Genomic DNA, 10,368 nt, shown 5'->3' on the forward strand with positions numbered 1-10,368 from the left:
TCTTGGCCCTGCCGCATTGGCAGGGCAGGTTCACACCACGCGACTACGCCGCCCTGACGCCGCTGATCTGGGAACACGTCAACCCGTATGGTCGGTTCGATCTCGATATGAACACCCGGCTCGACCTACCGTGATCGAAATGGCGGCTGGTGACACGACTGCTTGCTCTACCCCTAGTCGGCTGCTCTCGGGAGCGCGGCACGTTTACTGGCGGCTGTTCTTTTCGAGGTCATCGAACAGCGCGTCCGCAGAAGTGAACCGGGCGCTGTGGGCACTGGCGATGTCATCAGCCTCCATCATCGCCGCACGTGTTTCAGCGTTGGGGGCCTTGATGGCAAAAGGCATTTGCTTGTCGGCAACCACCCGCATCAGAAAAACCCGCACAGCATCAGAGATGGTCAATCCCATCGTCGCCAACGTATCTGCCGCCTGGATCTTGATCTGCTCATCCACACGGACATGAACCATCGTTGTTGCAGGCATCATCGCTCCTAGTTAATGAGATACATTGTATCTCATAGTGCTTTTCTAGCCAGTGCCCCTGCGCCCTGGGCCTCCTCAAACAAGCTTGATTAGGCCCTGGACCTCCAAACAGACACCAGCCATAGCGGGCTGCACCACGTTTGAGGGCAACGGTTGCCAGGCATGGCTCACGCTCGGCCCGCTACTTCGCCCGCGCCTGTTTCTCGGGGATGCGTGCCAACAAAGTCGTTGAGCCTTTTCATAGGTCAGTACCCCCTTGGAATCACGAGCTGGACATTGGTTTGCTTGGTGCTCCAGTTGCCACCTTTCCACTGTTCGGCACCTGCGCCTTGGTTACTGCTGGCTTCGATGCACAGCCGCCCGCCGCATGTGGTCATGACGATGCGCCCGCCCTTCTTTTCCAAAGCCGACACGTTTGCCTGCATCTGCGCCACATCGGCGGCAAGCGCGGCCCTGTCGTCGCGCAAGATGCTGACCTGGTGCAACTGCCACGCCAGTGAGGCATACGCCACCAGGCACACGCCGATCAGTCCGCCTGCGGCCACAGCCACCCATTTCCAAGCGAACCATGCGCCCGCGCTGCGCATGGAGCCTTCTGCATCTTGAGCGGCCTGCACCACGCCTGACAAGCTGCGAATCACAGGTTTTGCCGCCTCACCAAGCGCATTTGCAGCCGTCTGTGAGGCCCCGGCAAGAGATTGCCGCACCGAAGTGCCTACGGCCTCGCCTGCAGCCCGTTCCATGGCTGGAACAGCATCGGCGGCGGCACGCTTCACGTCGCCTGCCACACTGGCCACCTTGGCCACGGCCTGCGTCAGTGCGGCGCGTTCCTTAGCGAGTTCTGTCCGCTCTGCGGTCAGCCCGTCGATAGCGGCCTTGACGGCTTTCTGCTGTTCCTCTGCAATGGTCATGAGACCGAATAGCTGCTGCTGTGCGTCCATTAACCCCCCTATCGGTAAATCTCGCGCCGGTTGCCCACCTGCACCACGAGGACGCGCAAAGCGCCGTCCTGGATATCACAAATGATCCGGCAATCGCCCACCCGGTAGCGCCACAAGCCACCCAGCGGACCCGTCAACGCCTTGCCGGTGCTGCGCGGGTTTTGCAGGTCGGCGATGCGCTCGTCCATGAAATCCAAGATGCGCCGCGCCGTTTGTCTGTCGAGTTTGCGCAGCTGCCCTTTAGCCGTGTCGGCGTAGTCAATCGTCCAGGCCAAGGTCTCTCCTCACGTCAGCCGAGGAATGCACCTGCTCTTGGCCCTTGCGGACACGCTCCAATACGTCCGCTGCGAGGTAGTAGTCCTCCATCTCCTCGATGCCCTGTTCAATGATTTCGCGCAGGTAGTACGCCTTTGTTCGCCCCGTATGGGATGCGAGATAGTCAAGCCTTTGCTCCGTTTCAGGAGCAAGGCGAATCGAAGTAGCCATTGCAAACCTCCATTTAGATGCATGTATTCAATGTATCACAGGCCTTTATCTTGACCAGCCGGGGCCATCGTTACCCCGCTCGCGTTTGGGCTGTTGCTTGCGCTCGGCTTCCTGCTTTTCCAGTGCCTGCGCTGCTTTCTCCTGGGCCAGCTCGGCTTGCCGCTGCTGCGCCTGCTGTTCGGCCTTGAACTGCTCGAAGGCTTGCCGTGCCTGCTGCTTCCCGGCTTCGGCCAGCTTCGCGGCCTCGAACTGCGCCCGGAAGTCGGCCACGCCAGAGGCTGCGGCCTGCCTCACTTCCGGCGCGGGCCTAGCGGCCTCCAGCGCCTGGCGCTTGGCGATGTTGTCTGGGTGATACTGACTGCGCGGGTCGATGCCCGCAGCCCGGACAGGCGGGCGGTCGCGCTCGGCCTTGGCCGCGCTCAGATCGCCTGACAGGTCGATGATGGAGCGGTCGAGCTGGCGGCTTTGCCGCTCCAGTTCGCCCGCTTCCTTGGCTTTGGTCAGTCGTTCAACGGCTTCGCGCTCCTGCTGGATGCGCTTGTCGCTGGGCTGGCCTGTCCGGCGTTCGTACCCGCTGGCTGCTGGTCCGAGGTGCTTGGTTGGTTCGCGCTCGATGCCCTGCGCCTCAAGGCTGCGGTGATCGATGCGGGCGGCTATGCCGTTTTCGCGTAAGCGCTCGTTCGTCATGTCGGCCCAGCGTGCCCGCACGGCCTCTAAGTCTTCGGAGCGTTTGCGACCGGCTTTTTCTGTGTCTAGCTTTGCACCCATTCCATCCGCGTCCACCTTGCGGGTGGTGCGCAGGATGTGGGCGTGGTGGTTGCGGTTGTCGCCTTCCTTGCCGGGGGTATGGATGGCAACGTCTACGGCGCATCCTTCACGGTTCGCCATGTCCTTGGCAAAGTCCAGAGCCAGCCGCCGCCGCTCGGCGGTGGAAAGCTCGGACGGTAAAGCGACTTCGAACTCTCGCGCTACGCAAGCATCCTTGCGCTTTTCTGCAAGCTCGGCGGCGTTCCAGAGTTTGGCCCGGTTGGTCGCCCACTCGGGCGCACCTTCTGGCAAAACGATGTCAGCAGATTCGACGCCACCCTTGCGGGTGTAGTCGTGAATGTCGCCGGTGCGTTCATCGGTAATCTTGCACCCAGCGCGGTAGGCAGCGGCAGCGGTCGCACTGCGACCGGCTGAACGGCTGATTGCCTTGACGCTGAGGTGGTAGATGGCCATGGGGCTGGTTTTTTCGGTTTTGTTCCGCAGGAACCGCACGAGTTACGCAGTAACTCCTAAGTGCGCCCTTGCATCCTGCTTCGGGTTCCTTCTCCCGGCGCATTCTACGTCTTCTCGCCCTATAACGCGCCTGGCAGCCTCCGGGGTAAGATGCAAAGCATCATCCCATGAAAGGCGTAAAAATGGCAACCATCGAAGAGCGCATTGAAGCGCTGGAGAAAAAGCTCAAGCAGGAGAAAGCCAAAAAGCAAAAAATCGAGGCGATCAAACGAGCGGCAGAATCCAAGGTTAAGCGCTCGATGGATACCCGGAGAAAGATTCTTGTCGGTGCTGCCATCCTCGCCAAAGTCGAGCGTGGGGAATGGCCTCAAGATAAGCTGATTGCCATGCTCGATGCCTCACTGACACGCGACGATGATCGGGCGTTGTTTGACCTGCCAGCCCTGCCCACCATCCCGCCAGTGGAATCCATGGCATGAGGTCAAGTGGTTGGTGTGGAACTTACCGAATGCCACCGCTTCGCCCAGAGCTTCAAGCCGCGTACGTTGAGATGGACGAAACAGGGCAGGATTACGCCTTTGCCGTTTGCCCCACTTGGCAGGGTGATGCATGGGAGGTGAACACCAAGGAGGTGAACATTTACAACGCCCTCAGTGGCACGTTTGAAAGCCATGCAGAAGCCACGGCAGCGGGTACGGCTTGGCTGTTGGGGGTGTAAGCCGGAACCGCCGAAGATTCCGTCGAAAAACACCATAAGCAAGGTGTCCGGTTGCAAGCGCTATCCGGTACGGTTTCCACTGCGCCTCAGACCCCGTGGACGAGATCAACCAGGACACGGTGTGGGTCCTGACTGATTCACACTGCCAGACACTGGCCACCGGCCAGGTCGTGACGCCCACACCGGGCAGGAAAAGAATCAGGGTTTGTTCGCTGCCAGCACCTGCATCAGCTCAGCCACCTGAGCCTTCATGGCCTCGACCTGGCCGCGCAGGTTGGCGGCATCCTCGCGTGCTGCGCTGGCCTCCTGGTGCGCCTTCTCCTGGTCAGCCTCAGCCTTGGCCAGACGCTCCCCGGCGCGCCCGGCTTCCAGCTCAGCCGCTTGGCGTTGTTCCTGGCGCGCCTGCTCGATGGCCTCTGACTTGGCAGTGATCGCTGCCAGATCGGCGCGCACCTGGTCACGTTCGGCTGCCGCGCCAAGGCTGACTTTCTTTTGTTCAGCCAGCTCAGCCCGAAGCTGCTCGGCTTCCTGCTGGTGGCGGGCACGCTCGGCCTCGATGGTGGCCGTCATGCGGGCCAGCTCAGCCGCATGTTGTTCAGCCGACCCTTTGGCGGTTTGTTCCGTCACCACCAAACGCTCCCGCACCTGGGCCAGCTCCACCGCCTGAGTCTGGTGACTGACTTGCAGATCCGCCAGTTTGGCTTCCAGCGCCGTGACCTGCACCGTCGCTTCATCGACCATGGACTCCAAGTCTTCCACCGTTTGGGACGCATCGGCCAGCTCACGTTCGGCCTGGGCGCGCTGCTCACCGGCTGAGCGCACCACCTCATGCACCCGCCGCTCTGCCGCCTTGACCGCCTTGTCATTGAGCTCGCTGGCCAGCGCCGCCAGGCGCTGCGTCAGCTCCTTGGTGACCAGAGCCACTTCTTCAGCCACTTCCACCGGCAATTCGGCCACCGGCTCGGCCTTGGTGACCGACTGGCTGGCCAGGTGCTCATCCCAGACCTGCTTCAACCGGGACGGATTGCCGCCACCGACCTTCTGGCGCAGGGCGAACCCGGTGATGTTGCGGCCAATCGCCTGCAGGTCCTGACCGGCAGTGATGATGGACTCGGGACTGAATTCAACGGGACGCATGGCAGACCTCCTGGACGGGGATGACGGGTGGGTGAAACCTCATTTTAGCATAAACAACAAACAAAGAAACGAACTAATAAACAAACAAAGTAATTAATTCAGCCAATCCGCAACACCCCACAACAAACTCAAGACACGGCAATCGCTAGCGTGCTTTATTTTCCGAATTCTGAAGCTGCCCCTTAAACGGCCTTCTGGCGCGTTTTAAACGTGCGGTTGGGGGGATTGGGTCGGGTGTGCCGGGAAAATCGCGCCATGGGCCGGGAAATGGCTGGCCTCTGCCCTTCCCCCATCCAAACGAATCCGGCGCAACGGCTGTTTTGCCTTCTTCTTGAAAAACAGACGGTAGGCCGCTAGGCCGTCCTCTCCCCCTCGCGTAGAGGGGGTCGGGGGGGCCGCCTGCTTGCATGGTGAGGTGCTGGAGGTGCTGAGCTTGGACACGCAGTGCCAAGCTGGGGGCTTTGTTCATCCCCCTGTGGGGGACTGTTGTTTTTGGATGTCTGCAAGGGTGGGTGCCCTTGTAGGGCGACCTGCGCAGCTGGTCGGGGTTGGCCCCCGCGTTAAATATATTAAGAGTTAAAAACCGCGCGCGCGCGTTACGGGTTGTTGAAAACTCAAAAAATACTTATAAAACAACATCTTAAAAAAACAACCGGTGGGTGATAAACCGATAGCTCGGTGGGTGATAAACCGTGTCTATTCACAAAAAAGGTGGGTGATAAACCGTGTCTATTCACAGGCTGAGGGTGACTGGGTGGGTGAAACACCGATAGCCACCGTCGCGGTGGGTGATAAACCGATATTCGATCTGGCTGGTGGGTGAAATGACGTGTCAATCACCAACTCGTTTACTGATTCCTCGAATCAGTCGGGCACCGTCGCGGACGTAGAACGTCACTTTGTCATCGTGACCGACCATCACGCGGTACTCAGGCAAGCTGTTGTCAGTCTCAATGTCCCGTACTGCTCGGCGGAACTCCTTGGTCGTGGATTTACTACCCGCCTTTTCCTTCAACAACTCAAGCCCGATAGCCCAGGACGTTTGATGCCCGCAGTGCTTGCGGGCAATCTCATACAAGCGCCGAGCAAGCGGCTTGCGCAGCCGAAAATAGTCCGGGTGGATCGTTAGCACTTCAAACGCCTGTACAGCGTTATAGAGCCAGCGAGACAGGGTGATTTCTACTGCGACCATGCGCTCATCTTCTTTTGACTTCTCGATGATCCGCCAAGTGTCGATGATGCCGAAACCTTCTTTCACTCGCTCACCGCCAGTACGAATATCAGTGGTGATACGCGTCCCGGACAGCCTCTCAAAAGCCTCTTGCAGACGCTTGTAGTCGGCTCCGCCAACGCCTCGATTTGTCGTTACCAAGTAGTCATAAACCGTGAATCGTACAGTCCGGTTTGTGTCATCGCGGCCACGGTTCAGTGCTTCTGTCAGCTGTGAAACGACATAGATCAGCACATCCTTGTCGAACTGCGTTGCTCGACCCAGCACGGAGGGTGCGACTTTGATGCTCTTCGATTTGTCCTTGCTCTCCCATGTCCAGATCGACAGATCGGGCTTAGTCGAAAGAGTGAAGATCGGCGCTTCCATGCTCGCGCCATCGTCTTTCATGGCGTAGTCGAACATATCGGCGAGAAAAAAATCCCGGTTTGGATGGCGGTGCCGTATTAGCCCTCGTTCGGGTTTTGACATGTAGCCGGTGTTCGCAGTTCGCGGTTCGGACTCCTTGCGCTGAGACTCAAGCTGCCCAAAGATAGTCGCCAATTTGGCCTCTACGCGTCCGCGTTGCTCCTGCAAATCGAGGACACTTGCACGCATTGAAACCGCCTCTTCTGTGTGCGTCTGTCCAATACTGGCCAGTTTTGCTAATGTTCTATGAACACTGACTATTTGGTCGGAAAGGTAGCGATGCCGTGCCTGCATTTCCTGATGGGCCGCAACGTATTCCTCGTCAAGCGTTGGGCCATCGACATCTCGTAACTCCTGCCGTTTCATCGACGCTAGATCTCCGATATCTCGGCGGGTTTTTTGGACAATTGCTAGTTCGCGCACCATTGAGTCGGTGGCATCGTCAACGCCCTTGGCTTGTTCAATGCGCCGCTCAAAGTCAATGCACTTGAGCATTTCCGCGTCATACAGTCCATCAAGGCGCTCAATTTCTAAGCGAATTTTCAACCGCAGCTCAGCTTTTAACTCGTCCGTCGTCTTTTTAGGTGCTTCGGATTTGATATCCTTGCCGATAGTCATTTTTAAATCCGATTAAATTAATACTGTTTTAATAGTAAAAAAATACTCTCTCAATACTTGCGCAAACCATCAATGACGAGGCCGTGTTCGACTGCGCGATAGATTGCCATGTTGATGACAGCTGCTCTTGATTGACCGAGTTCAGCGGCCAGTTCGTCAATTTTGGCAAGCAAGGGCGGCGCGATGGTCAAGCTGATTTGCTGCTTGTTGCCCTTCTTGACCCCCCTTGGCTTCGACTCAGCGTCGGGCGCTCCAGCAATGAACGCATCGGCTGCAGGGGTTGCTTGTGGCTTCGGTTTTGTGATCGTCATAGCGTATTACCTAGATTCTTTAAACGTATTATTTTGATATTAAAACAATGCACTAACAAGCGCATTTAACTCGTCTGCCGCTTTCCTGTCTGCTGGCTTGAGTTCGAGCACCGATAGCCCTTGGCCAGCTGCGTTGGCAAAAGCCTTTCGGCGGCGGATTGGTGTGTCGAGGTACGCAAACTGGGGGATCTCCGCCACCGCTGCGGCGGCTTCGCTGTTGTCAGTTGAGGACTCGCCTGGATCTGCACAATTCAGAATCGCCACAGCTCGCAGACCATCGCGCACACTGCGGGCCTCATCTATCAGTGCTGCAATGTCGTTGAGCGCCCACACGTCATAACTGCGCGGTTGGAACGGCACCAAGAGCACATCGGACAGGACCAGGGCGGCACGTAGAGCGGTCGAATCCCGTCCGCCTGCGTCGATGATGATGTCATCGAATTTGGATGCTTGCTGCTGCACTTGGGCGCGAAGTGTCGGCCCGTCCGGGTAGGTCGCGCATGCGATACCGGGGGCGTGGCCAGCATCAGCCCGGATGCTGATGGCGGTCTGAGCGGTGCCCTGGCGGTCGCCGTCGATCAGCCACACATCGCGCCCGGCCAGCGCCCGCGCAATTGCCAGATTGACAGCCAGCGTGGTCTTTCCTACTCCGCCCTTCGTGTTGCCTACCGTAATGATCATAAAGCACCTTTTTTAATATTAAAAACGTATTGATATTACACCTAATAGGCGTATCAATACAATCGCTAAAGGTGTTGTTTTGCTGCCTCATTAGTGGGTGTGTTGGCGCACGTGCTGGATCTGCGCCGTGGTGCGGGTGAGGGAATCGGCAGGTAAGGTCCAAAAAAAAACCCGGCTGCAAAGGCCGGGTTAGAACGTTCAATCTTGCGACTGCTCGCCCGCTCAGGGAGGAAAAACGGGGGTGCATAACACCGATATCATTCTAAACGCGGCCATTTCTGGCGAGCATGAACCACCTGCAGCACAGTCACTGTCGTGGCATCCTCTTCGAGCAACACGATGTAGTTCTTGTGGGCCACCAGCTCCTTGGTGCCCTTCACCCGGCCCGGTCGTCGCGGGAAATTCGGGTCTGCCAGCTTTGCCACCTGGTCATCGATGTCCAACCAGAGATCCAGTGCAGCCATGGGGTTGTCTTTGGCGACCTGGGCCGCAATGGCATCGAGGTTGAGCGAGTAAGACGTGGTGCGAATGACCCGTTTCATTTGGCCAGGTCAGCGCGTTGGCGAAGTTTTTCAGCTCGGATACTTTCCCAGTCGTTGGGCTCAATGCGCTTGTATGTGCCATCGGCCAGGCCTGCGCGGGAATCCTCAACCACGTCATGCAGCCATTGGGTGTAGGCGCTGGCCTCGAATGCCTCGCGCATGCGCTTGGCCGAGTCCGGGCGCGAGACACCGGGCACCTGTGCATCGGTGTGGTGGGTGGCGTCGAGGCCGTCAATACGGGCAATGTGCAGCTCGGTCTTGAGGTACGCCATGCAGGTGTCCAGGCTGCGCCACATGCGCGGCTTGTTGCCACGCTGGATGCCCAGGGGCCTCTCAGTCATGCCCAGCTTTAGCATCACCGCCCAGCCTCCCGGCTGTCCAATGATGGATGCCCCCCGGATGGCAGAAGCTTCAACCATGCGTTTTGCCATGTTGGTGTCGATGGTTTGTGTGGGCATGCTTTTTACTCCTTATGGCTACAAATATTGATTGGATGGATTATGCAGATTTATTGATAAATATGCAGTCAATGGTTGTTGCTCCCGACCAGTCGCTAAACATAACTTCCGATGCGTCAGAAGAATCACCAGAACCACCATGCCTTTCGTATTTCCTGGTGCGATCTACTTCAATGGCTGAACCACCCCCACCTGTTTGTAAAGCGTGGCCCTCGAAACCCCGTAACGCTCGGCAATATCCTTCACCCGAGCTGCAGGGTCAGACAACAGCGCCTTGATCTCCCGGATCTGCTTTTCCGAAAGCTTGGGTTTTCGCCCACCGACCCGGCCACGGGCGCGGGCCGCAGACAGTCCGGCCATCGTGCGCTCACGGATCAGGTTGCGCTCGAACTCCGCCAAGGCGGCAAACACATGGAACTGCAGCTTGCCCGATGCGCTGCCGGTGTCGATCTTCTCACTCAGGCTCTCAAAAGTGATGCCATCGCGCTCCAGGTCGCTGATGATCTTCACCAGGTCAGACAGCGACCGGCCCAGCCGATCCAGCCGCCACACCACCAGGGTGTCGCCGGTGCGCAGAGCTTTGCGGCAGTGCTCCAGCTCGATGCGACTGGCCGACTTGCCCGAGGCCGTCTCTTCATAGATCGCAGTACAGCCGGAGCGGGTGAGGGAATCACGCTGCAGGTCCAGATTCTGGTCATCGGTGGAAACACGGGCGTAACCGATTCGTTTACTCATACGTTTTAGAGACTTTGATTTATGGATCAGTTAGTTTACACATTTGAGCCAAAAAACGGGGCTTTTCAGGCCCCGTTTGGACTGTCAAGAAAACGGCCGTTTGATGGACGGAAGCACAGGGCAAGTCAGCCATAGGCCCTGAAGTCAAATTGCCTATCACGTCAACTCCGCGCAACGACATCGGGACGGGCTAAACCAGACTTTCTCACTTTGCAATCATGAATTCAGGAGTTTGATTTAGCCTTAAACCACGGTGAACTGCGGCGTCGCTCCGGACTGAATCGCCCCGGTTTTCGTGGAGGCTGGTTGGTTAAAGTGAAACCGGGGATTCGGCCTTCTCAGCGAGTTGCCGGTAGTAGTTGGCCTCAGCCTCGGCAGGTGGAATATACCCAATAGGCTCC

General features: G+C 58.0%; 14 protein-coding genes. 2 read left to right on the forward strand and 12 right to left on the reverse strand.

Annotated features, from left to right (window positions below; translation table 11 throughout):
• Nucleotides 1–204: 204 nt before the first annotated feature.
• From KBF66_RS16930 to mobQ, 5 genes are all read right to left on the reverse strand, one after another.
• A complete protein-coding gene (locus tag KBF66_RS16930; RefSeq protein ID WP_296660037.1) occupies nucleotides 205–483 on the reverse strand; it encodes a type II toxin-antitoxin system RelB/DinJ family antitoxin in 279 nt (92 codons plus the stop codon).
• A 245-nt stretch (nucleotides 484–728) separates the two neighbouring features.
• Nucleotides 729–1,424, reverse strand: a complete 696-nt coding sequence (locus KBF66_RS16935; RefSeq protein WP_296660041.1) for a hypothetical protein — start codon at nucleotides 1,422–1,424, stop codon at nucleotides 729–731.
• A gap of 8 nt (nucleotides 1,425–1,432) precedes the next feature.
• The gene (locus KBF66_RS16940; RefSeq protein ID WP_296660046.1) at nucleotides 1,433–1,699 is read right to left on the reverse strand and encodes a type II toxin-antitoxin system RelE/ParE family toxin; all 267 of its coding nucleotides are present in this window, start codon (nucleotides 1,697–1,699) and stop codon (nucleotides 1,433–1,435) included.
• Nucleotides 1,683–1,910, reverse strand: coding sequence for a DUF6290 family protein (locus tag KBF66_RS16945; protein ID WP_264569325.1), 228 nt, complete (start codon nucleotides 1,908–1,910; stop codon nucleotides 1,683–1,685). The genes KBF66_RS16940 and KBF66_RS16945 overlap by 17 nt, the downstream gene beginning before the upstream one ends.
• 45 nt (nucleotides 1,911–1,955) lie before the next feature.
• Nucleotides 1,956–3,131 carry a MobQ family relaxase gene (mobQ, locus tag KBF66_RS16950; protein WP_296660053.1) on the reverse strand — a complete coding sequence of 392 codons (1,176 nt, stop codon included), beginning with the start codon at nucleotides 3,129–3,131 and terminating at the stop codon, nucleotides 1,956–1,958.
• Nucleotides 3,132–3,313: 182 nt separating this feature from the next.
• On the opposite strand from mobQ, the gene KBF66_RS16955 reads away from it, so the two are divergent.
• Nucleotides 3,314–3,610 (forward strand): mobilization protein, encoded by a 297-nt coding sequence (locus KBF66_RS16955; RefSeq protein ID WP_296660059.1) that lies wholly within the window; start codon nucleotides 3,314–3,316, stop codon nucleotides 3,608–3,610.
• A 29-nt stretch (nucleotides 3,611–3,639) separates the two neighbouring features.
• Nucleotides 3,640–3,849: a hypothetical protein gene (locus KBF66_RS16960; protein WP_296660064.1), complete on the forward strand. Its 210-nt coding sequence runs from the start codon at nucleotides 3,640–3,642 to the stop codon at nucleotides 3,847–3,849.
• Between the two features lie 198 nt (nucleotides 3,850–4,047).
• Here the strand turns inward: KBF66_RS16960 and KBF66_RS16965 are convergent, their stop codons facing one another.
• The 7 genes from KBF66_RS16965 to KBF66_RS16995 form a co-directional block, all read right to left on the reverse strand.
• Nucleotides 4,048–4,986 carry a DNA-binding protein gene (locus KBF66_RS16965; protein ID WP_296660068.1) on the reverse strand — a complete coding sequence of 313 codons (939 nt, stop codon included), beginning with the start codon at nucleotides 4,984–4,986 and terminating at the stop codon, nucleotides 4,048–4,050.
• Between the two features lie 832 nt (nucleotides 4,987–5,818).
• Nucleotides 5,819–7,240 carry a replication initiator protein A gene (locus KBF66_RS16970; protein ID WP_296660071.1) on the reverse strand — a complete coding sequence of 474 codons (1,422 nt, stop codon included), beginning with the start codon at nucleotides 7,238–7,240 and terminating at the stop codon, nucleotides 5,819–5,821.
• 50 nt (nucleotides 7,241–7,290) lie between these two features.
• Complete coding sequence (locus KBF66_RS16975) at nucleotides 7,291–7,551, reverse strand: ribbon-helix-helix domain-containing protein (RefSeq protein ID WP_296660075.1); 261 nt, start codon at nucleotides 7,549–7,551, stop codon at nucleotides 7,291–7,293.
• 39 nt (nucleotides 7,552–7,590) lie between these two features.
• Nucleotides 7,591–8,232, reverse strand: coding sequence for an AAA family ATPase (locus tag KBF66_RS16980; RefSeq protein WP_296660078.1), 642 nt, complete (start codon nucleotides 8,230–8,232; stop codon nucleotides 7,591–7,593).
• Nucleotides 8,233–8,489: 257 nt separating this feature from the next.
• Nucleotides 8,490–8,774, reverse strand: coding sequence for a type II toxin-antitoxin system RelE/ParE family toxin (locus KBF66_RS16985; RefSeq protein WP_296660082.1), 285 nt, complete (start codon nucleotides 8,772–8,774; stop codon nucleotides 8,490–8,492).
• Nucleotides 8,771–9,232 carry a hypothetical protein gene (locus KBF66_RS16990; RefSeq protein WP_296660085.1) on the reverse strand — a complete coding sequence of 154 codons (462 nt, stop codon included), beginning with the start codon at nucleotides 9,230–9,232 and terminating at the stop codon, nucleotides 8,771–8,773. The genes KBF66_RS16985 and KBF66_RS16990 overlap by 4 nt, the downstream gene beginning before the upstream one ends.
• Nucleotides 9,233–9,397: 165 nt before the next feature.
• Nucleotides 9,398–9,967 (reverse strand): recombinase family protein, encoded by a 570-nt coding sequence (locus KBF66_RS16995; protein WP_296660088.1) that lies wholly within the window; start codon nucleotides 9,965–9,967, stop codon nucleotides 9,398–9,400.
• Nucleotides 9,968–10,368: the final 401 nt, after the last annotated feature.

It is taken from the genome of Rhodoferax sp. (assembly GCF_018063565.1).
Taxonomy (GTDB): Bacteria; Pseudomonadota; Gammaproteobacteria; order Burkholderiales; family Burkholderiaceae_C; genus Rhodoferax.

What these genes read in the sequence shown, in the direction of transcription:
- KBF66_RS16930 (WP_296660037.1), bottom strand. Translation starts at nt 483, where the DNA reads ATGCCTGCAACAACGATGGTTCATGTCCGTGTGGATGAGCAGATCAAG.
- KBF66_RS16935 (WP_296660041.1), bottom strand. Translation starts at nt 1,424, where the DNA reads ATGGACGCACAGCAGCAGCTATTCGGTCTCATGACCATTGCAGAGGAA.
- KBF66_RS16945 (WP_264569325.1), bottom strand. Translation starts at nt 1,910, where the DNA reads ATGGCTACTTCGATTCGCCTTGCTCCTGAAACGGAGCAAAGGCTTGAC.
- mobQ (WP_296660053.1), bottom strand. Translation starts at nt 3,131, where the DNA reads ATGGCCATCTACCACCTCAGCGTCAAGGCAATCAGCCGTTCAGCCGGT.
- KBF66_RS16955 (WP_296660059.1), top strand. Translation starts at nt 3,314, where the DNA reads ATGGCAACCATCGAAGAGCGCATTGAAGCGCTGGAGAAAAAGCTCAAG.
- KBF66_RS16960 (WP_296660064.1), top strand. Translation starts at nt 3,640, where the DNA reads ATGCCACCGCTTCGCCCAGAGCTTCAAGCCGCGTACGTTGAGATGGAC.
- KBF66_RS16965 (WP_296660068.1), bottom strand. Translation starts at nt 4,986, where the DNA reads ATGCGTCCCGTTGAATTCAGTCCCGAGTCCATCATCACTGCCGGTCAG.
- KBF66_RS16970 (WP_296660071.1), bottom strand. Translation starts at nt 7,240, where the DNA reads ATGACTATCGGCAAGGATATCAAATCCGAAGCACCTAAAAAGACGACG.
- KBF66_RS16975 (WP_296660075.1), bottom strand. Translation starts at nt 7,551, where the DNA reads ATGACGATCACAAAACCGAAGCCACAAGCAACCCCTGCAGCCGATGCG.
- KBF66_RS16980 (WP_296660078.1), bottom strand. Translation starts at nt 8,232, where the DNA reads ATGATCATTACGGTAGGCAACACGAAGGGCGGAGTAGGAAAGACCACG.
- KBF66_RS16985 (WP_296660082.1), bottom strand. Translation starts at nt 8,774, where the DNA reads ATGAAACGGGTCATTCGCACCACGTCTTACTCGCTCAACCTCGATGCC.
- KBF66_RS16990 (WP_296660085.1), bottom strand. Translation starts at nt 9,232, where the DNA reads ATGCCCACACAAACCATCGACACCAACATGGCAAAACGCATGGTTGAA.
- KBF66_RS16995 (WP_296660088.1), bottom strand. Translation starts at nt 9,967, where the DNA reads ATGAGTAAACGAATCGGTTACGCCCGTGTTTCCACCGATGACCAGAAT.